The 19,501-nt window shown below is 66.6% G+C and carries 20 protein-coding genes; 10 read left to right on the top strand and 10 right to left on the bottom strand.

Annotated elements, in window-relative coordinates; all coding sequences use genetic code 11:
- Positions 1-24: 24 nt before the first annotated feature.
- Positions 25-441, top strand: coding sequence for a DUF4189 domain-containing protein (locus JWN03_RS35380; protein WP_297624426.1), 417 nt, complete (start codon positions 25-27; stop codon positions 439-441).
- A 113-nt stretch (positions 442-554) separates the two neighbouring features.
- Here the strand turns inward: JWN03_RS35380 and JWN03_RS35375 are convergent, their stop codons facing one another.
- The 3 genes from JWN03_RS35375 to JWN03_RS35365 all read right to left on the bottom strand — a co-directional run bounded on the left by JWN03_RS35375 (position 555) and on the right by JWN03_RS35365 (position 1,913).
- Positions 555-923, bottom strand: a complete 369-nt coding sequence (locus JWN03_RS35375) for a DUF5313 family protein (RefSeq protein ID WP_297624424.1) — start codon at positions 921-923, stop codon at positions 555-557.
- Positions 920-1,387 (bottom strand): MarR family winged helix-turn-helix transcriptional regulator, encoded by a 468-nt coding sequence (locus JWN03_RS35370; RefSeq protein WP_297624495.1) that lies wholly within the window; start codon positions 1,385-1,387, stop codon positions 920-922. The genes JWN03_RS35375 and JWN03_RS35370 overlap by 4 nt, the downstream gene beginning before the upstream one ends.
- A gap of 97 nt (positions 1,388-1,484) precedes the next feature.
- Positions 1,485-1,913 carry a nuclear transport factor 2 family protein gene (locus JWN03_RS35365; RefSeq protein ID WP_297624422.1) on the bottom strand — a complete coding sequence of 143 codons (429 nt, stop codon included), beginning with the start codon at positions 1,911-1,913 and terminating at the stop codon, positions 1,485-1,487.
- 84 nt (positions 1,914-1,997) lie between these two features.
- Here JWN03_RS35365 and JWN03_RS35360 point away from each other — a divergent pair, with 84 nt between their 5' ends.
- Complete coding sequence (locus tag JWN03_RS35360) at positions 1,998-2,552, top strand: TetR/AcrR family transcriptional regulator (RefSeq protein ID WP_297624421.1); 555 nt, start codon at positions 1,998-2,000, stop codon at positions 2,550-2,552.
- Positions 2,553-2,632: 80 nt separating this feature from the next.
- Positions 2,633-3,853 (top strand): RtcB family protein, encoded by a 1,221-nt coding sequence (locus JWN03_RS35355; RefSeq protein WP_297624418.1) that lies wholly within the window; start codon positions 2,633-2,635, stop codon positions 3,851-3,853.
- A 53-nt stretch (positions 3,854-3,906) separates the two neighbouring features.
- Here the strand turns inward: JWN03_RS35355 and JWN03_RS35350 are convergent, their stop codons facing one another.
- Both JWN03_RS35350 and JWN03_RS35345 read right to left on the bottom strand, forming a co-directional pair.
- Positions 3,907-4,308, bottom strand: coding sequence for a hypothetical protein (locus JWN03_RS35350; protein WP_297624415.1), 402 nt, complete (start codon positions 4,306-4,308; stop codon positions 3,907-3,909).
- A 219-nt stretch (positions 4,309-4,527) separates the two neighbouring features.
- A complete protein-coding gene (locus JWN03_RS35345; RefSeq protein WP_297624412.1) occupies positions 4,528-5,274 on the bottom strand; it encodes an MBL fold metallo-hydrolase in 747 nt (248 codons plus the stop codon).
- Positions 5,275-5,344: 70 nt separating this feature from the next.
- Between JWN03_RS35345 and JWN03_RS35340 the strand changes: the two genes are divergently transcribed.
- Complete coding sequence (locus JWN03_RS35340; protein ID WP_297624409.1) at positions 5,345-5,947, top strand: TetR/AcrR family transcriptional regulator; 603 nt, start codon at positions 5,345-5,347, stop codon at positions 5,945-5,947.
- A 135-nt stretch (positions 5,948-6,082) separates the two neighbouring features.
- On the top strand, positions 6,083-8,203 hold the full coding sequence (locus JWN03_RS35335; RefSeq protein WP_441343124.1) for a RecQ family ATP-dependent DNA helicase: 2,121 nt from the start codon (positions 6,083-6,085) through the stop codon (positions 8,201-8,203).
- Between the two features lie 140 nt (positions 8,204-8,343).
- On the opposite strand, the gene JWN03_RS35330 is transcribed toward JWN03_RS35335, so the two are convergent.
- Positions 8,344-8,832: a MarR family winged helix-turn-helix transcriptional regulator gene (locus JWN03_RS35330; RefSeq protein WP_297624403.1), complete on the bottom strand. Its 489-nt coding sequence runs from the start codon at positions 8,830-8,832 to the stop codon at positions 8,344-8,346.
- 111 nt (positions 8,833-8,943) lie between these two features.
- Here JWN03_RS35330 and JWN03_RS35325 point away from each other — a divergent pair, with 111 nt between their 5' ends.
- The 4 genes from JWN03_RS35325 (at position 8,944) to JWN03_RS35310 (ending at position 12,916) form a co-directional block, all read left to right on the top strand.
- Positions 8,944-9,789 carry an NAD(P)H-binding protein gene (locus JWN03_RS35325; RefSeq protein ID WP_297624400.1) on the top strand — a complete coding sequence of 282 codons (846 nt, stop codon included), beginning with the start codon at positions 8,944-8,946 and terminating at the stop codon, positions 9,787-9,789.
- Between the two features lie 44 nt (positions 9,790-9,833).
- Positions 9,834-11,231 carry an MFS transporter gene (locus JWN03_RS35320; protein ID WP_297624398.1) on the top strand — a complete coding sequence of 466 codons (1,398 nt, stop codon included), beginning with the start codon at positions 9,834-9,836 and terminating at the stop codon, positions 11,229-11,231.
- A gap of 15 nt (positions 11,232-11,246) precedes the next feature.
- The gene (locus tag JWN03_RS35315) at positions 11,247-11,657 is read left to right on the top strand and encodes a hypothetical protein (protein ID WP_297624395.1); all 411 of its coding nucleotides are present in this window, start codon (positions 11,247-11,249) and stop codon (positions 11,655-11,657) included.
- 167 nt (positions 11,658-11,824) lie between these two features.
- Positions 11,825-12,916 (top strand): methyltransferase, encoded by a 1,092-nt coding sequence (locus tag JWN03_RS35310; protein ID WP_297624392.1) that lies wholly within the window; start codon positions 11,825-11,827, stop codon positions 12,914-12,916.
- Between the two features lie 255 nt (positions 12,917-13,171).
- Here the strand turns inward: JWN03_RS35310 and JWN03_RS35305 are convergent, their stop codons facing one another.
- Positions 13,172-13,690, bottom strand: coding sequence for a DUF4254 domain-containing protein (locus tag JWN03_RS35305; protein ID WP_297624389.1), 519 nt, complete (start codon positions 13,688-13,690; stop codon positions 13,172-13,174).
- A gap of 362 nt (positions 13,691-14,052) precedes the next feature.
- Between JWN03_RS35305 and JWN03_RS35300 the strand changes: the two genes are divergently transcribed.
- Entirely contained in the window at positions 14,053-16,449 is a 2,397-nt protein-coding gene (locus JWN03_RS35300) for a DUF6585 family protein (protein WP_297624387.1), read from the top strand.
- Here the strand turns inward: JWN03_RS35300 and proB are convergent.
- The 3 genes from proB to rpmA form a co-directional block, all read right to left on the bottom strand.
- Positions 16,439-17,572, bottom strand: a complete 1,134-nt coding sequence (gene proB / locus JWN03_RS35295; protein ID WP_297624384.1) for a glutamate 5-kinase — start codon at positions 17,570-17,572, stop codon at positions 16,439-16,441. The genes JWN03_RS35300 and proB overlap by 11 nt on opposite strands.
- Positions 17,573-17,672: 100 nt before the next feature.
- On the bottom strand, positions 17,673-19,127 hold the full coding sequence (obgE, locus tag JWN03_RS35290) for a GTPase ObgE (protein ID WP_297624343.1): 1,455 nt from the start codon (positions 19,125-19,127) through the stop codon (positions 17,673-17,675).
- A gap of 153 nt (positions 19,128-19,280) precedes the next feature.
- Positions 19,281-19,501: 50S ribosomal protein L27 (rpmA, locus tag JWN03_RS35285; protein ID WP_297624340.1), on the bottom strand; the 221-nt coding region annotated here is incomplete at its 5' end.

The raw sequence follows: 19,501 nt of genomic DNA, 5'->3' as shown, positions 1-19,501 counted from the left end.
TTGTTTGAAACATCGGGAATTCTCTTGTCGGTTGCACGCACCACCGCCCTCACCGCCGCCGTAACCATTGCCTGTGCCCTGGCCGCAGCAGGTAACGCCGAGGCCGCCGCGCAGTACTACGGCACCATCGCCGTCTCCAAGCTCCGCAATACCGCGGTCGTCTCCACCGATCGGAGCAAGGTATCGGCCGACGCCGACGCCATTCGCGACTGCGCCAGCTACGACTGCGATCTCGTCCTGCGTTTCACCGACGGCTGCGGCGCGGTCGCCCAGGGTGCGGACGGAACTTTCGGCTGGGCCGCAGCCGGTTCCCGCGACGAGGCCGAGCAGGCCGCCATCACCGGACTCGGGCAGAGCAATCCCCCGTTCCCGGACCTCGGCAGCGCCAGCCCGCAGGCGGCACACGTCGTCACCTCGGCCTGCACCCAGAACATTCAGTAGTCGCGCACAGCGGCCCCGTCATCCCGGCATGTTTTTGGCCGGGATCCACTGCAGCGGAGTGGATCCCGGGCAAGATCGCGCTGGGATGACGTGGGTAGCTTTCGGACGCACGCTCAGCGGCCGTAGCGAGCTTCGTAGGACGCCCGCTCGGCAGCACGGCGGCTCGCGCGGACGGGATTCTCCAAATCCTCTGGGAGACCGTGCTTTCCCAGTCGGTGCGCACGATTCATGGGCATGTAGGCGATGATGTAGAAGCCTGCCAGCAGGACGGCGAGCAGGACCATCGCGCCGCGCAGCCATAGTTCGCCGGGGAAGAGCAGGAAGGCGGCGAAGATCGGGGTGAGCGGGAACAATCCGCGCACGAGATGCCTTGGTACGGCAAACTTCCCGGTCAAGTCATTGCGAACCCACTCCTGCAAGGAATCCGGCAGCCGGGCGCCCAAGGAGTAGCCGACCCACTGAATCGGGTTGGGACGCTTCATCGCCGGGTTCCCTTCGCTGTATCGGCCGCCGCACGGCGAGCCGCGGTGTTCACGCGGTTGAGCACATCGCGCAGGTCTTCCAGATCGGCCAGGCTGACGCCGAGCCGCTCGACCACCGCGGGCGGAATCCTCTCGGCCGCAGTGCGCAACTCCCGGCCCGCGGCGGTCAGATCGACAATGAGATTGCGCTCATCGTGGGTATCCCGCCGCCGGGTAATGAGCCCGGCGGCCTCGAGCCGCTTGAGCAGCGGCGACAGCGTCGGCGAATCGAGCTGGATGGCCTCGCCGATGTCCTTGACCGACATGGGCGCCTCCCCCCACAGGGCCAGCATCACCAGGTACTGCGGATGCGTCAGCCCCATGGGTTCGAGCAGTGGCCGATAGACGGCCAGTACCGCGCGATTGGCCACCGCGAGCGCAAAACACACCTGCCGGTCCAACCGCAGTGGATCCTCGATATCCAGCTCCACAGCTCAGCCCTCCTCGATCGCTACCGTTAGGGCAAGAATAGTTAACGCACTAACGATTGGCACGCGATCTAACGAGTCGATCAGGTCACACTCACTGCATGAGCTGGATCATCCCGGCGACCCGGTTCGTATCCATGTAGTCGCGGAACAGCACCACCTGCCCGTCGCGCACGCCGACGACATTGACGGATGTGCGCATCCGGGTGCGCTCGGCGCCCGGCCTGGTGAGCTCGACATCGTTCTCCACCCACAGCAATTCGGGATCGGAGGTCTCGTAGATGGTCGGGTAGACGCCGTGCACCACAACACCCGAAAGCCGCTGCGGTGACCACCAGCGCTCCAGGTGCGCGCGAATCTCCTCGCGGCCCTCGAACCGGTTCGGAAAGCCGGGGACCACGAACGGGATCTCGAAGACGGCATCCGGGGCCAGCAGCGCGACAAACGCGTCGGCATCGCGGGCGGGGAGCACTTCGAAGAGCCGTTCCACCAGCTCGCGAGGGGTTTCTACGGAAGTGGACATCATGCCTCCTGAAACGGAACGTATAACCCGTTTAATATTCGGGGCGCACGCCCCGCTTGTCAATGGGCGGGTAGGCTGCCCCTTGTGACGGAACGCCCGCTACGCGCTGATGCCCGCCGCAATCGCGAGCGGGTACTGGCCGCCGCCCAGGAAGCCTTTGCCGCCGAAGGCATTTCGGTCCCGCTCGACGAGATCGCGCGACGCGCCGGCGTGGGCGCGGGCACCGTATACCGCCACTTCCCCACCAAGGAAGCACTTTTCGAGGCCGCCATGGTGGACCGCGTCGAGCGGATGACCAGCCGAGCCCGGGCGGCATTGAACGCCGACGACGCAGGCGCCGCGTTCTTCGACTTCCTGCAGCGCATGATCGCGGGCGGCGGGGTCAAGCGCGACCTGGTCGACGCGCTCGGACCCCAGCGCGCGAACGCCTACGAGGGCCCGGCCCGCGAACTGCAAACCGTCATCGGCGAATTGCTTTTCCGCGCACAAGAGGCCGGGGCCGTCCGCACCGATATCGGGCTCAACGACCTCATGACAATCCTCAAGGGATTCTTCGTAGCCGTACACATCGACAAGGCAGACTCCGGACTCCAGGAACGCGCATTCGCCGTCATCACCGACGGACTCCGCCCGCGCTGAATTGCTCGCGCGAATAATGCGGTGCGCGAGGACGGGTCGTGCACCTACCGTGAGTAGCAATCCAAAGGAAGGACAATCCAATGTTTCCCGTCGAGCTGCGCGGTACCCGAGCGCAGACCCTCATGTGGGCCCATGAGCACGAGGTCGAGCCGGCCGCGCTGCAGCAGCTGCGCAATATTGCCAAGCTGGAGTGGGTATACGGGGTACGGGTCATGCCAGATGTACACCTGGGCAAGGGTGCGACTGTCGGGTCTGTCATCGCTATGAAGGATGCGGTGGCGCCTGCCGCAGTCGGTGTAGATATCGGATGCGGAATGGAAGCCGTTCGTACGTCGCTCACTGCTGCGGATCTGCCCGATAATCTGCATGCATTGCGGTCACGGATCGAAGCGGCGGTGCCGGTCGGCTTTGCCGCGCACGAGGATTCGGTGAATGTGAATCGGCTGAATGCGGAGGTCTCCGGTCACCGCGCCGGCAATACTCTGCGCTCGGGCTGGGATCGCTTCTGGAAGGCGTTCGATTCGCTCGATCCGGCCGTACAGTCGCGGGAGTCCAAGGCGCACAAGCAGATGGGAACCCTCGGAGGAGGCAATCACTTTTGCGAGCTTTGTCTGGATTCCGAGCAGCGCGTGTGGATTCTGCTGCACTCCGGGAGCCGGAATATCGGCAAGGAGCTGGCCGAGCGGCATATGTCGATCGCCCGGGCACTGCCGCACAACCACGACCTGCCCGATCGGGATCTGGCCGTATTCCTTTCCGGGACACCGGAAATGGATGCCTACCGCCGTGATCTGACCTGGGCGCAGGAGTATGCGGCACGGAATCGGGCCGTCATGCTGGCGCTGGTCTGCAAGGCGGTGCGTGAGGAGTTCACCTGCCTCGAGGTGCTGTTCGACGACACCATCTCCTGCCATCACAACTATGTGGCGGAAGAAGTCATCGACGGGATTCCCATGCTCGTGACGCGTAAGGGCGCTGTGCGGGCCGGGGACGGGGATCTGGCGTTGATTCCGGGGTCCATGGGGACTCGGTCGTATGTGGTTCGCGGGAAGGGTAATCCGGCTTCGTTCCAGTCTGCTTCGCACGGGGCGGGGCGGCGGATGAGCCGGAATGCGGCCAAGCGGCAGTTCACCGTTGCCGATCTGATTGCGCAGACCGAGGGGGTGGAGTCGCGTAAGGACGCGGGGGTGGTCGATGAGATTCCCGCGGCTTACAAGGACATCGATCAGGTCATTGCGGCACAGAGTGATCTGGTGGATGTGGTAGCCACGCTGCGGCAGGTGCTGTGCGTGAAAGGCTGAATATTGAACCGTCGCACCCGATGTGGGTGCGACGGGTCAATGCTGCGTAGTTGTCAGCGCCGCCGCAGTGTGGTCGCTACGCCGGCGCCGATCAAGAGGATGCCGACGATCAACGGGAAACCGTCCTGCAGCCATTGGAACAGCGCCACGTGCATATCGTCTGAAACCAAAGGGATTTCGCCGATCAGGCGAAAGGTGTCGTCCGGGAAGATCAGGTGGACGAGTCCGGGCAGCACGCCCCAAACCAGCCCCGCCACAATGGTTCCCACCGGTGAGTAGGCGGCCAGCGCCGCCACCAGCAGGAACAAGGCCGCACCCATGAAGATCTGGAGGGTGGAGCCCAGCCGATCAGCAAAATCCCCGAGAATCACCCACTGTCTGGTGTCGGCCGCACCGTGTGCGGAGAACGCAATCCCGATAGGCGTCGCTATCAGGCAGATAACCGAACCGACCACGGTTCGCGAAACCGTTCCACTAGTCCGAAACTGCGCCCCCGGCGGAGTCCACCCCGCGGGCGACGGAAACTTCTCCTGCACTACCGTCTCCCTGTTCACCGGAGGCCGAGCGGCTCCCGGTACCTCATTGTCCGCTGTAGCTGCGGTTTCTGCGCGATCTTGACCGCACCGCAATCCAAGGCGGACAACCGCCGGATTTCGCCCGCCGAACCATCTGCCCTACACCGGCAGTGACCGGCCCGTGTCGAGAATGTGCACGGTCGTGTCTGGAGCGAGATCAGCTGCGGCAGCACGGAAGAGATCGGGGCGATTCCGGTCGGACTTGGTCATCAGCCGGTCGCCCAGCGGGCCACTGGTGAATGCGTAGTGGATGGGGACGGCCAGGCGCGGGCGCAGCGCTCGGGCCAGATCGGCGGCCTCGGTCGCATCCATGACCACCTGGCGGTTGAACACCGGACGGATACGCAAGCCGTTGATCGGCAACAGCGCCAGATCGAGCTCCGGGAAACGGCGGGCGATCTCGTCGAGTTCGGGGATTCGGAGGGTATCGGCACCGAAGTAGACGGTGTGGCCGTCGGCGCGCAGGACGAAGGTCACCTCCGGGACGCCGTGGCTGGCGGGCGCGGCGGTCACCTCGATCGGGCCGAGATGGGTCGATTGCCAGGGCGCGAGCTCGACCACATTGGCGAAACCCGCGGCGCGGACCTTCCCGGCCAGTCCCGGCACGACCGCGAAAGGCACTGTCTTGTCCGGATATTCGATGAGGGCGTCGAGATCGCAGTGGTCGTAGTGACCGTGGCTGATCACAATGCCCGCGAGCTCGGGCAGGTCGGCGGCGGTGGCGATGCTGCGCGGCTCGCCCTGGTAGTAGAAGGGGCGTTCGGAGAGCCAGGGGTCGGTGAGGATGCGGGCTCCGCCGAAATCGAGCAGGACGCTGGCGTGGACAACACGAGTGACTGTGAGCATGGGATTTTCCTAACAAGACAGCCGTCTGCTTACATGTGTAAGTAGACGGCCGTCTTGCTATGCTGTCAAGGTGTCCGACAAACCTATTCGCAGCCGTAATCGCCGCGGCGAAGGCGCCCGGCTGCGCGATGACCTGGTCGCTGCGGCCAGTACCCTGCTCGAAGATCTGGACAGTCAGGAGGCGCTTTCACTGCGGGCGGTCGCCCGGGCGGCGGGCATAGCCCCGCAGAGTGTGTACCTGCACTTCGCCGATCGGCGCGAACTGCTCACGGCCGTGTACCGGGTGCGATTCACAGAGCTGCGTGATGCCCTGCTGGCCGCTCGCGATTCGAGGCCGGAAGGCGATGCCGCCGAACGGCTTTCGGCTGTGTGCCGGGCCTATGTCGACTACGGGACCCAGCATCCGGGCCATTACCGGGTGCTCTTCGGCACGGCGGGCACCCCCGGCTGGGAACCCACCGAACCGGAACTGCCGGGTCTGCCGACATTTCAATTGCTCACCGATGCCGCCGCGGCCTGTGGGAGTACCGACCCTCGTGCGACGGCCACCTGCCTCTGGGCGGCCATGCACGGGCTGATCACGCTGCGTCAGGACCGGCCGAGCTTTCCCTGGCCCCCGCTCGACACGCTGGTCCGCACTATGGTCGGCGCACATCTCGCTGCGGCGCGGTAGCCGTCACCGGGGCAGCATCCGGCCGGTGAATGGGCGCATACCAGCTGCGCGAGTCGTGCGACTCGCACCCGGTCAACGGCGTGGCGGGGTGCGAGGGTCGACTGGCGCTGCTGCGTGTCAGTGCGGTGAGGCACGATGGACCGCGTGACCTCGACCGGCGCGACCCCGACCAGCACCCTCTCCACCGACCTGCGGGAGGACGCCGAACGGCTGCTGCGCGAGCTGGCCGGGCCGCAGGCACGGCTGCGGGAGGATCAGTGGATCGCCATCGAGGCGCTGGTGGTGCAGCGACGGCGGGCACTGGTGGTGCAGCGCACCGGCTGGGGTAAATCGGCGGTGTACTTCATTTCCGCCAAGCTGCTGCGGGCGGCGGGGCGCGGGCCGACGGTGATCGTATCGCCGCTACTGGCGCTCATGCGCAACCAGGTCGTCGCGGCCGAGAGAGCCGGAGTTGTTGCGGCAACGATCAATTCGGGCAACGTCACCGAATGGGACGATATCCATGCGCAGGTCGCCGCCGGGGATGTCGATGTGCTGCTGGTCAGTCCCGAACGTTTGAACAATCCGGACTTCCGGGATGCGGTGCTGCCCAAACTGGCCGCCGATGCCGGGCTCGTAGTGATCGACGAGGCGCACTGCGTCTCCGACTGGGGACACGACTTCCGGCCCGACTATCGCCGAATCCGTACGCTCATCGCCGATCTCGGCTCGGATGTGCCGGTGCTCGCCACCACGGCCACCGCCAATGATCGCGTGGTCACCGATGTGGCCACCCAGATCGGCACCGACACTTTGGTTTTGCGCGGCGGGCTGGATCGCGAGTCGCTGCACCTGTCTGTGGTGCGCATTCCCGATGCGGTGGAGCGCACCGCCTGGCTCAGTAAGCGACTGCACGAATTGCCGGGCTCCGGCATCGTTTACGCGCTCACCGTCGCCGCCGCGCACGATCTCGCCGATGTGCTGAATTCGCACGGCCACCATGTCGCCGCCTACACCGGGCAGACCGATCCGAGCGAGCGCGAGGCCCTCGAAACCGCGCTGCTGGCCAATGAGGTCAAGGCGCTCATCGCCACCTCGGCGCTGGGTATGGGCTTCGACAAACCCGATCTCGGCTTCGTGGTGCACGTCGGTGCGCCGTCCTCGCCCATCTCGTACTACCAGCAGGTCGGCCGCGCCGGCCGTGGCACCGACCGCGCCGAGGTGGTGCTGCTGCCCGGGCCGGAGGATCGCCAGATCTGGAGTTACTTCGCCTCCGTGGCCTTCCCGCGTGAGCACATCGTGCGCTCGGTGCTGGCGGCGCTGAACACCGACCGCGCCCTCTCGACGGCCGCGCTGGAGCCGCTGGTGGAGCTCAATCGCTCACGCCTGGAAATGGTGCTCAAGGTGCTCGATGTGGACGGCGCGGTGCAGCGGGTGCGCGGCGGCTGGCTCAATACCGGCCAGCCCTGGGAGTACGACACCGAGCGCTACGAACGCCTGACCATTGCCCGGGAAGCCGAGCAGCAGGCCATGATCGACTACCAGTCGACCACCGCATGCCGGATGAACTTCCTGCGCGGTCAGCTCGACGATCCGGATCTGCTGCCGGGCGCGCCCGGCTGCGGCCGCTGCGACAATTGCACCGGCGACCGCCAGAACACCGCCGTCGACGCCACCGATCTGGCCGCCATTCGGGCCCGGCTGGACCGCCCCGGCATCGACCTCGCGCCGCGTAAGCAGTGGCCCACCGGTATGGCGAAACTCGGAATCTCCCTGTCCGGCAAGATTTCCGACGCCCCCGAAGTCGGCCGGGTGCTCGGCCGCCTCAGCGACCTCGGCTGGGGTCAGCGGCTGCGCGCCCTGCTCGACGCACCCGATGCCCCGGTGCCCGACGAGGTCTTCCGCGCCTGCACCACCGTCCTGCGCGAATGGAGTTGGAACGAGCGGCCGACCGCCGTCATCGCCCTGGACTCCCCCGGCCGCCGCCTGCTGACCACCTCGCTGGCCGCCCGCCTCGCCGAAATCGGCCGCCTGCGCGACCTCGGCACCCTGCACCTGCGCCCCGATCTGCCCCCGATCTCCGCCGTCAACTCGGCCCACCGCGTGGCAGCGCTCAACAATGCCTGGGAGACACCGGATCTCACCGATGTCCAGGGCCCCATCCTCCTGGTCGACGCCCTCACCGACACCGGCTGGACCTTCACCATGGCCGCCCGCGCCCTCCGCGCCGCCGGAGCCGACGCCATCCTCCCCTTCGCCCTGGCCACCCCCTCCTGACCCGCGTTCGACCTGGCTCAGCCGCTCGTCATCCCGGCGCGCTTTTGGCCGGGACCCACATGGATCCGATGCCCGCTGCACTGTAGATCCCGGCCAAAAGCATGCCGGGACGACGGGGGAAGCATGCGGGATGATGGAGGCTAGGCGTCTTTGGCGAGCCCGCGAGTCTTGAGCGCGTCCAGTGAATCCACGTACTGGAGCATGAGGCGGGCGAAGTCGAGGCGGTCACCCTCGGACCAGTCGGCGGTGATGTAGTCGAAGGCGTCGCGCTGATGCTTGCGGAAGCGGTTCATCAGTTCCTCGCCGTGGGGGCTGAGCTCGAGTACTGTGCGGCGGCCATCCAACTGCGAAGCGGCGCGCACAAGATAGCCGGCCTTGATGATGTCGCTGACCATGCGACTGGCCACCGAGGGGTCGGTGCCGAGCAGTTCGGCGACTCTGCCGACGGTGACCTCCGAGCCCGGTTCCTGGCTGTTCTCGCGCACCAGATTGAGCACCAGCGTTCGGCTCAAATCCTTTGCCGAGATGGGGTTTTCGACCTCCAGCAGCGAGGTCCGACGCAGCTTCCCGAATGCCGGACCGACAGCATTGAGCAGGTCATCGGCGGTGCGTGAGTCCTTCGCAGTCATATGCACATCGTATATCCATGAAAGAACGAATACATGTGTTGACACTCAAACGTGTGCATGACAACATGCATATGTACACAAACACAGAACATCAGCCCCAGGGAGAACCCCATGACCACCCTCGTCACCGGCGCTCGCGGCAAGATCGGCCACGCCGTCCTCACCGCACTGCACACCGCCGGACTGCCGGTGCGCGCCGCCAGCAGCGACCCGGCCGCCCTCACCGTTCCCGCCGGCGTCGAGGCCGTCGCGCTTCGCTTCGACGCACCCGAAACCTTCGATGCCGCCCTCGAAGGTGTCGACCAGGTCTTCCTCTACGCCGCCCACGCCGGCGTCGACAACTTCCTCACCGCGGCCCGTGCCGCCGGTGTCGAGCACATCGTGCTGCTCTCGTCTTCCTCGGTCGAATCCCCCGACGCCGCAACAAATCCGATCGGCGCACAGCACTTCGCCGTCGAAAACGCGCTCACCGCTTCGGGTATCACCGCCACCGTGCTGCGGCCCGGCGCCTTCGCCAGCAATTCCTTCGGCTGGGCCCGGTCCATCGGCAATAACCAGCCGATCGAACACCCCTATCCCGAGGCGAGCATCGCGCCCATCCACACCGCCGATATTGCGGATATCGCCGTCGCCGCTCTCACCGGCGCCACCGAATTGCGCGGTCGCGCCTTCACCCTCACCGGCGGGCAGGCATTGACCTTCCGCGCCCAGATCGCCCTCCTCGCCGCGGCCATCGGCCGCGATATCCCGGTCACCACCATCACGTACGATGAAGCGCTGCAACAGATGTCGGCCTATATGCCCTCCGGTATCGCCGATTCGCTGCTGGCCAACTGGGCCGCCGCCACCGCGCAGCCCGAGACCATCGCCGATACCACCGAGACCCTGCTGGGCAAGCCCGCCCGCACCTTCGAACTGTGGGCTCGCGAGAACGCCACCGCTTTCACCCATTCCTGAACACGGCCTCGTCCCGGCGAGGCCCATCTCCCCCAAGGCATCTCATGTCCTCGCTGCTGGCCTCCGAATCACGTACCACCGTCCGCGCCCGCTGGGCCGTCCTCGCGGTAGTCCTCTTCGCCGCCATTCTCGATCTGCTCGACTCGACCATCACCAATCTCGCCGCTCCGACCATAACCGCCGATCTCGGTGGCGGCGAAGCCCTCATTCAATGGCTCGGCGCCGCTTACGCTCTCGCGATGGGCGTGCTGCTGGTGGTCGGCGGCCGCCTCGGTGACAAGTTCGGCCGACGCCGGCTGTTCCTCATCGGCATCATCGGTTTCACCCTCGCCTCCCTCGCCTGCGGGCTCGCCTTCGATCCCGCATCACTCATCGCATTTCGTTTGATACAGGGCGCTTTCGGTGCGCTGCTCATCCCGCAGGGGTTCGGCATTCTCGGCGCGGTCTTCCCCCGCGACCAGCTCGGCAAGGCGTTCGGGGTCTTCGCCCCGGTGCTCGGGCTCTCCGCCGTGAGCGGGCCCACCCTCGCCGGATTCCTCATCGACGCAGACCTTTTCGGCCTCGGCTGGCGCGCCATCTTCCTGATCAATATCGTGCTCGGCGGACTCGCCACCGCACTCGCCGTCCGGCTGCTGCCCCGCGATCCGGGTGACCGCACCGTCACCATCGACGCCCTCGGTTCGGCCCTGCTCGGCGCCGCTATGCTCGGTGTCCTCTACGGCCTGATCGACGGTTCGGCCAATGGCTGGACCGCCGGGCCGATCCTCGCCCTCATCGCCGGCCTCGCCTTCTTCGTCCTGTTCTGCCTGCGCCAGCGCCACGCCGCCGACCCGCTGCTCGAGCCCTCACTGCTGCGCAATCGCGGCTTCACCTCCGGCCTGCTGCTCGGTCTGGTCTACTTCGCCACCACCTCGGGGTTGCTCTTCGTCCTCGCCCTGTACCTGCAGAACGATGTGCACCGCACACCTCTGCAGACCGCTGTCGCGCTGGTTCCGCTGTCGGTCGGCATCATTGCCGCCTCCATCGCGACCCATCAATTGCTGGACCGCTTCGGCCGCGCCCTCGTGCTCGCCGGGCTCCTGCTCACCCTGGCCGGTGTGCTGGCCCTGTTCACCCTCATCCAGCTCTCCGGCACGGACGGCACGGGGCTGCTGTTGATCGCCCCCATCTTCCTCACCGGTCTCGGTCTCGGCACCTGCTTCGGCACCATCTACCGGGTCACCCTCGGCGATATCGATCCTGCCGAATCCGGCAGCGCCAGCGGCTCGCTCACCGCGGTCCAGCAGCTGGCCAACAGCCTCGGCGCCGCCGCCGTCACCACCATCTACTTCCACACCGGCAGCGGAGCCGCCACCAGCCTCGCCGCCGTCGCCGCCCTCACGCTCGTCTGCTGCGGTCTGGTCCGGCTCCTGCCGCAACACGCCCCCATCGAATCCCACTGAAGGAGAATGACTCTCATGAAGCCCATCGGTTACTGGCTCAATCGCACCGACCACGCCATCACCCACTACATGCAGAACACCCTCGGCGAATTCGGCCTCACCCGGCTCGCCTGGCAGGTTCTCAATGTCGTCCGCGACGGCAGCGACGTGCCCGATACCGAGGTCCACTCGGTCCTGTTCGCCAATGCGCCCGAAGCCGATCGCACCGCCGCCATCGCCCTCGTACTCGCCGACGGCTGGGCGCAGCGCCCCTCCCCCGATCACCTCGCCCTCACCGACGACGGTCTCGACCGCCTCGTCAAGGTCGCGGCACAGGTGAACACCTTCCGCGAGGTTTCCATGACCGGCATCAGCGATGACGAATACCGCACCGCCGTCTCGGTTCTCGAACGCATGACCCAGAACCTCGAATCGAACGCGAAGTAACCGCTGCGCCTCTGTACGCGGGCCGTTATACGGTCCGCGTACAGCCATGCCGGGCGACAGTGCGGTGCAGGACGCCATTCGACGCTGCGGTGCGGGATGAGCCTGCCGACCGGCCCCACCGCGTAGGCTCCACCTATCCGCGCTGCCGCCAACCGCTGGAGTCCACCATGGCGTCCGCAATAACCAGAATTCCCCCGCTGCCACTACTGCGGGCGCTGGGACTGTTCCGCGACGGGCTGGCCGCGCTGCATCGGCGGCTGGTGCCCGGGCATATCGCCATTCTCGAACTGCAGATGACCGGATTCCTGACACAGGCGATCCACGCGGCCGCCGAGCTCGGGATTGCCGACGCACTCATCGACAAGCCGCGGCAGCCCGCCGAGCTGGCCGGTGCGATCGGGGTGAACGAGGACGGGCTGCGGCGGCTCATGCGGCTGCTGATCAGCTTCGATATCTTCGCGCAGAAGCGGGACGGGTCGTACGCGCTGACCGGAATGTCCCAGGCGCTGCGCAGCGATTCCCCGGTCACGCTGCGAGACCTGTTCCTGTTCTTCGGATCCGAGTACCACCGCAGGCACTGGACCCATCTGGCCGATGCGGTGCGCACCGGGCAGTCGGTCGGGCCGGCGCTGGACGGTATGGGGTTCTTCGAATACACCGCCGCACATCGCGATATCGGGGATCTGTTCGACCGCGCCATGACCAGCATCAGCACGCTGTCGACCGAACCACTGCTCGCCGCATACGATTTCGGGCGCTTCGGCACGCTTGTCGATATCGGCGCGGGACAGGGCGGGTTGCTCGTCGAGATCCTGCAGCGCAGTCCCCTGACGCGGGGCATCATCTTCGACCTGCCCGAGGTCGCGACGGAGCGGCCGGTACAGGTTGCGGGATTGGCGGACCGGCTCACCGTGGACACCGGATCGTTCTTCGAGTCGGTGCCCAAGGGCGGCGACGCCTACATCCTCAAGCACATCGTTCACGATTGGTCGGACGCGGAAGCCGAACGCATTCTGCGCACCGTGCGCAGCGCCATGGAACCCGATGCCCGCGTGCTGATCATCGAAATCGTGCTGCCCGAACATCATCGCCCGCATGCCGGAAAGTTCATCGATCTGGAAATGCTGGTCAATGCCACCGGCCGCGAACGCACCGAGGCCGACTTCCGAAACCTGCTCGCCCGCAGTGGATTCACCCTCACCCGCATCGTGCCCACCGCCGCACCGGATGTCATTCTCGAAGCGCGCCCGACCCCCTGACCGAAAAGTCCACCCCCGAACGGTGATCGGCCCCCTTGCGCCGATCACCGCTCGCGAGGGCGCGAGCAGCGCCACACCGGAATCCTCGAACAACCGCCGCACCAGAGCATTCCAGCACCGCACCACCGCACCCGACCCGGCGTTCCGAATGCCACCGGGTCGCTCACCCCCTGGTCCTGGCCAACTCCGCTGCCGCAGAGGAAGATCCGTCGACCTCGGACTGGGCGCTGCCGTCCCGGGAGAGCAGGATCGCTCTCATGCCGGGCGCTGTAGTCGTGGGTAGGCAGGCGAGTTTCGGCGTTCTTGCGAGCCGAGGACCTCTACCGCTTGATCGGTCCAGCCGTCCGCCATCTTCGCCAGCCGGTACCAGGCCGCGTGCACTTCGTGGTCGGATACCTTTTCGGCCGTCTTGAGCAGATATACGGCGTGCACATGCGCGGCGGCCATCACATCGACGACGGCGCCGAGTGATTCGCCGCGTACTACACCGCGGCGCGCCCGCCTGGCCACCCAGTCGTCGATGAAAGTGACTGTCTGCGCGCGGAGCTCGTCGATTCCACCGGCATCGCGGGGCTGTTCCCGGCGCTCCAGATGTAATTCGGCGAGACCCCGGGCCCAGCGGGTCACCGGATGATCGTCGGGTTGATCCCCGATATGGCCGCAGAAGGCGGCCAGCAGTTCATGCCAGTCCGGGAGTAGGGGGCGATGTACGAAGACATTGTCACGGCCATTCGCCCACGACAGCTGGGTGTCGTCCGGTTGCGGTATGTACATGCGTACCTCCACGGCGGTGCGGGCGCACCCGGCGCCGCGGGCGGCCACTGGACCGCGAGCCCGGCGCGGCAAGGGCGGACCGCGCCGGATCCAGGCAACCGCTATCGGCGAAGGGCACATCTCGATGCGGCGCCGGGTGCAGTTACAGAATGCCCCGCAAATCGCGCCCGCCCACTGCCCTTTCCATGGCCTTTCGATGCCCCTCACCCGCCACGCCGCCCCGACACGCGGCCGAAAGTGATAAAGGAGACCGTCCGGTTCGCGATGGTCGACCATCGATCCGGCGCACTCTCGCGTTGTCGGCCGGTTCCGATCTGTGGCACAGTCGCTGTCGCACAAGATCACTGGCACAGGGGGCAGTCATGGCGCGCACGGTGGGAATCGATCTGGGTACGTCGACGTCGGTCATGTGTGTCCTCGAGAACGGCCGGCCCAGAATCATCGCGAACGCGGAGGGCGCCGCCTGCACACCGTCGGTGGTCAGCTTCACCGATGACGGCAGGGTGCTCGTCGGGAGGCAGGCCGTCGACCGGGCCGTGCTCAGTCCCGATCGCACAGTCGCTTCGGTGCGCCGGCACCTCGGGTCGGAGTGGCGATTCACCGATCAGGGGCGAACGTTCAGCGCACCGAAAATCGCGGCCTGTGTGCTGATGAAACTGAAGCGCGACGCAGAAGTCCAATTGGGCGAGGAAGTCCGCGATGTGGTGATCTCGGTGCCGGCGCATTTCGGCGCGGCCGAACGGCGAGCCACGGCGGAAGCCTGCACGCTGGCGGGCTTGCGCGCGCTGCGCATCGTCGGCGAGACGGGCCTGGCCGGACTCGCCTATGCCGTGCACGCCGACCCCCGAGACGAGAAGACCCTCGTATTGGACCTCGGCGCAGGGACTTTCAGCGTCGCGGTGCTGGAAATAGGTGCGGGGGTCGCCGAGGTACGAGCAGTCGCGAGCGACAACAACCTCGGCGGTGACGACTGGGATCAGCGCATCGCCGAACACCTCGTGCGCAAGTTCCGGGCGAACACCGGCATCGACCTCGGGACGGATTCGCCTGCACTGCAACGGCTCCGGACGGCATCCGAACGAGCGAAAGTCGAACTCTCCAGCCTCTCGAGCACAACCGTCGAGCTGCCGTTCATCACCACCGATTCCCGGGGCGATCAACTATTCCTCTCGGAGACGCTGAATCGCGCCGAGTTCCTCGAGCTCACAGCCGATCTACTGGATCGGTGCCGCGTACCCATCACCGAAGTGCTGACCGAAGCGGGTATTACGCTCCGCGACATCGATCGCATAGTTCCGATCGGCGGCGCGAGCCGCATGCCCGCGTTCGCCGCACTGGTCACCGAATTGTCCGCCGGCCGGGACCCGTACCGCGGCATGCACCCCGACGAGACCGTAGCCATCGGCGCGGCCGTCTTGATCGCCATCCTCGACGGGACGATCAGAAACCAGCTGCTGCTGGACATCCTCCCGAGGGGCCTCGGAATCGCCACTCGGGGAGGCGGGTTCGCCGAGATACTCATGGACAACACCACAATCCCCACCAAGACGTCGGTATTCGTCACCACGGTTGCCGACGGTCAGACCTCCGTATCCATCGATATCTTCGAGGCCGAGCGGGGACGCGCGGCGAGCAATCAGCCGATCGGCGTGCTGCACCTCGGGGGTTTGACACCCGCGCCACGCGGCACACCTCGCATCGAGATCATCACCGACATCGACACCAACGGCGAAATCGTCGTCACCGCAAGGGATCCCGGATCCGGTGTAGAACAATCACTGACCGTCGGCGGCGGTGAGCACCCATCCGCAATTCCGAACCCCTGCAGCCCGCCGGCCGAGATCGAACTGCATCCCGACCAGGACACCGGGACCAGCCGTGAGAAGCAGCCCGGCGCTGCCACACCGCAAGCATCGAACCTTCCACCGCGCCAACAGCCTTCCGACCTGATCATCACAGCGGCCGCGAATCACCAACTCGGACAACATCTCTCCACGCACCCCCACCGCTGGCACGGCGGCTCACCGGTATGGATCTACGGCATTCCGATCGCCGTCGCGGCGGGGATCGTGATCGCCAGCGGCGTGACGAATGGCGTATCAGGGGCGCTGGCCGTCATGGCGCTCTTCGCCGCAGTCGTCGTCTTCGCCAAGGCGAAACGGTTGATCACCGCGCCACGGCATACGGTGGCGCGCGCGAAATACGTAGGCAGCAAGACCACCGGCACCGGATTCAAAGACGCCAAGCTGAGCCTCTTCGAGCACGGCGTGGTGATCCTCGGCCGTGCCGAAACCAGCGTCTTCCGCTGGGACACGGTAACGGTGCTGCAGGACATAGTCCGGACCTCGCACCGGATGTACGGGACCGAGACCGGCGTTTCGATGACCTACCGCTACCAGCTCACCGATCCCGGCGGCAACAACTACCTGGTCACCGGCGACTTCACCGATGCCGCGCAGTGGGGACCGGCGATCCAGGACCGGGTGACCGCGGCGCAGCTACCCGGCGCGCTGGCGGCCGCCGATGCCGGGCAGACGCTCACCTTCGGGTCGATCATGGTGAACCGGAACGCGGTGACCGCACACGGGCAGTCGGTGCCGTGGAGCGATATCCAGGAGCTACGAGTTCAGAAGGGGTTCATATCGATCCGCGTTGCCGGACAGTGGCTTTCGCTTACCAAGGTGACGGTGAGCGCCATTCCGAACGTCTTCGTCTTCCTGGAAATCGCTGAGCGACTGCGGGTTTCGGCTACAGCTTGACCAGGTCGTCGGCGTGTACGACGGGGCGCTGCATACCGTCCGAAAGGTCGCTGGTGGAGCGGCCTTTCATGGACTCCAGCTCATCGCTGTCGTAGGCGGCCACGCCGCGGGCGACAATGCGGCCGTCCGGGGCGATGAGGTCGATGACGTCGCCGCCGTAGAAGCGGCCGTGTACCTGGGTGATGCCGGCGGCCAGGAGGGAGCGGCGGCGGTCGGCCACGGCTTGGACGGCGCCCTCGTCGATGTGGACCGCGCCGCGGCTGTCGGCGGCGTGCCGGACCCAGAACTTGCGGGCGGACAGGCGAACCGGGCGGGCGGCGAAGGCAGTGCCGACCGTCGCACCGGAGAGGGCGGCGGCGGCATCGGAGGCAGCGGCGAGCAGGACCGGGACGCCCGCGTCGGCAGCGAGCCGGGCGGCGGAGAGTTTGGAAGCCATGCCGCCGGTGCCCAGAGCGCCACCGCTGCCGGCGATCACGCCGTCCAGGTCGGCGCTGCTGCGCACCTCGGGAATGAAAGTGGCTGCGCCCTTGCGGGGATCGCCGTCGTAGAGGCCGTCCACATCGGAGAGCAGGATCAGCGCGTCCGCGCCGACCAGGTGCGCCACCAGTGCGGCCAGCCGGTCGTTATCGCCGAAGCGGATCTCTTCCGTTGCGACAGTGTCGTTTTCGTTCACCACGGCAATGGCGTGCAGCGAGCGGAGCCGATCCAGGGTGCGCTGCGCATTGCGGTGATGCTCGCGGCGACCGAAATCACCGGCACTCAGCAGCACCTGCCCGACGACCCGATCGTAGCGGGCGAACGAGGTGCCCCAGGCGTGCGCCAGGGCCAGCTGGCCGACGCTGGCCGCTGCCTGCTTGGTCGCGAGATCCTTTGGGCGCTTGGATAATCCGAGCGGCGCGAGACCCGCGCCGATCGCGCCCGAGGAGACCACCACCACATCGGATCCGGCGCGCATGCGGGCTTCCACCGCATCGGCGAGCCGGTCCAGCCGGTCGGTCTCCAGGCCACCCTCGAGACTTGTCAGCGCCGAGGACCCGATCTTGACGACTACGCTGCGCGCCGTCGCAATGGCACGGCGAGCGTCGCTGAGCCCCGAATCCACCCGCGTGATACTCGAACTCACTGCACCACACCTCAATTCGCCCGCGATACCGAGTATCGCCGCTTCGAATCAACTCGCACCGCCCCCGTCCCACCGTAGTGGGATCGGGTGCGGGCGTTCACTACAGACCTTTGTCGTCCAGCAGACCTCGACGAGCCCGCGAGGCGTGCTTACGCTCCTCGGCGCCGATACGCTCGACCTGCTCGAGCCGGGGATCGACACCGCGGCGGGTCATCATGGTCTCCACGCCCGCGGAAATCTGCGGCTCCCAATCGAAGTAGAAGTCGCCGATGGTCACCGGCGCACCCGGCTGGGCGCCGAGCCGGACCAGTTCCTCCTCGATACCGAGGCGAGCCAGACGATCGGCCAGGTAGCCCACGGCCTCGTCATTGTCGAACTGGGTCTGTGCCACCCAGCGCTCCGGACGCTCACCCGTGACCACGAAGCCGCCCTCGACCTCAGGATCACGAACAACCTTGAAACCGGTGTCGCCCTTGATGACCGGACGGAGTACTGCGCGCTTGGCCTCGGCCTTCGGATGCAGCTCGCGGTACTCCTTGATCAGGTCCGCCAGTGCGAAGGTCAACTGCCGCAAGCCATCCCGGCTCACCGCCGAGATGGTGTACACCGGCCAGCCGCGCTTCTCGAACTCCGGGGTCACCATTTCGGCGAGCTCCGCCGCATCGGGGACGTCCGACTTGTTCAGAATGACAACGCGCGGGCGATCCGCCAGATCGCCCAGCTCCGCATCGGCCTTCAGCGCCGGCCGGTAGGCGGCAAGCTCGGCCTCGAGCGCATCCACATCGGAGATCGGATCGCGGCCCGGATCCATGGTGGCGCAGTCCACCACATGGGCCAGCACGGCGCAGCGCTCCAGATGTCGCAGGAAGTCCAGACCCAGGCCACGGCCTTCGCTCGCGCCCGGAATCAGACCGGGCACATCGGCCACGGTGAAGGTGGTATCCCCCGACTGCACCACACCGAGGTTCGGCACCAGCGTGGTGAACGGGTAATCAGCGATCTTCGGCTTGGCCGCCGACAGCACCGAGACGAGCGACGACTTACCGGCCGACGGGAAGCCCACCAGGCCCACATCCGCGACCGACTTGAGCTCCAGGACCAGTTCCCGCTCCTGGCCGTCCTCGCCGAGCAGCGCGAAACCGGGCGCCTTACGCGCCTTCGACACCAGCGCGGCATTGCCCAGCCCGCCCCGGCCGCCCAGGGCGGCGATGAACTGGGTGCCGACACCGACCATATCGGCCAGCATCTCACCGTCGGCGCTCATGACGACCGTGCCGTCCGGCACCTTCAGCAGCAGCCCCTCGCCGCGCTTGCCACTGCGATCGTTGCCCTCGCCCGGCTTGCCGTTGCCACCCCTGGCGTGCGGATGGAAGTGGAAGTCCAGGAGGGTGTGGACGTTGCCGTCGACCTCGAGGATGACGTCACCGCCATTACCGCCGTTACCGCCATCGGGTCCGCCGAGCGGCATGAACTTCTCTCGGCGTACCGAGGAACATCCGTGCCCACCCTTGCCCGCATGCACGTGCAATACGACACGGTCGATGAATTTGGACATATCGGTGATCATCCTCCTTCAGGACAGTCGGATTGCTATCGCACGGCCAGGTGGCCGACGTTTCGAACTCTCAGCTCTGAAAACAGCGAAACGGGCCAGGGTGAACACCCTGACCCGCGTCGCGAAGTGCGTGTGGATTAGCTCCAGTGCGGCTCAGGCCGACACCGGCTCCGGAACCACGATGTTGATGGTCTTGCGACCACGCTTGGTGCCGAACTGGACCGCACCCGCCTCGAGGGCGAACAGTGTGTCGTCGCCGCCACGGCCGACGTTCACGCCGGGGTGGAAGTGCGTGCCACGCTGGCGAACCAGGATCTCACCGGACTTGACGACCTGGCCGCCGAAACGCTTGACGCCGAGTCGCTGCGCATTCG

Source organism: Nocardia sp. (assembly GCF_025465275.1).
Classification (GTDB): Bacteria; Actinomycetota; Actinomycetes; order Mycobacteriales; family Mycobacteriaceae; genus Nocardia.
Note: the sequence above shows the minus strand (reverse complement) of the source record. Positions and strands in the feature narration are given on the sequence as shown.

Excerpts from the sequence above, each read along its gene's own strand:
- JWN03_RS35375 (WP_297624424.1), bottom strand. The coding sequence starts at position 923 with ATGAAGCGTCCCAACCCGATTCAGTGGGTCGGCTACTCCTTGGGCGCC.
- JWN03_RS35365 (WP_297624422.1), bottom strand. The coding sequence starts at position 1,913 with ATGTCCACTTCCGTAGAAACCCCTCGCGAGCTGGTGGAACGGCTCTTC.
- JWN03_RS35355 (WP_297624418.1), top strand. The coding sequence starts at position 2,633 with ATGTTTCCCGTCGAGCTGCGCGGTACCCGAGCGCAGACCCTCATGTGG.
- JWN03_RS35345 (WP_297624412.1), bottom strand. The coding sequence starts at position 5,274 with ATGCTCACAGTCACTCGTGTTGTCCACGCCAGCGTCCTGCTCGATTTC.
- JWN03_RS35335 (WP_441343124.1), top strand. The coding sequence starts at position 6,083 with ATGGACCGCGTGACCTCGACCGGCGCGACCCCGACCAGCACCCTCTCC.
- JWN03_RS35330 (WP_297624403.1), bottom strand. The coding sequence starts at position 8,832 with ATGACTGCGAAGGACTCACGCACCGCCGATGACCTGCTCAATGCTGTC.
- JWN03_RS35325 (WP_297624400.1), top strand. The coding sequence starts at position 8,944 with ATGACCACCCTCGTCACCGGCGCTCGCGGCAAGATCGGCCACGCCGTC.
- JWN03_RS35320 (WP_297624398.1), top strand. The coding sequence starts at position 9,834 with ATGTCCTCGCTGCTGGCCTCCGAATCACGTACCACCGTCCGCGCCCGC.
- JWN03_RS35315 (WP_297624395.1), top strand. The coding sequence starts at position 11,247 with ATGAAGCCCATCGGTTACTGGCTCAATCGCACCGACCACGCCATCACC.
- JWN03_RS35310 (WP_297624392.1), top strand. The coding sequence starts at position 11,825 with ATGGCGTCCGCAATAACCAGAATTCCCCCGCTGCCACTACTGCGGGCG.
- JWN03_RS35305 (WP_297624389.1), bottom strand. The coding sequence starts at position 13,690 with ATGTACATACCGCAACCGGACGACACCCAGCTGTCGTGGGCGAATGGC.
- JWN03_RS35300 (WP_297624387.1), top strand. The coding sequence starts at position 14,053 with ATGGCGCGCACGGTGGGAATCGATCTGGGTACGTCGACGTCGGTCATG.
- obgE (WP_297624343.1), bottom strand. The coding sequence starts at position 19,127 with ATGTCCAAATTCATCGACCGTGTCGTATTGCACGTGCATGCGGGCAAG.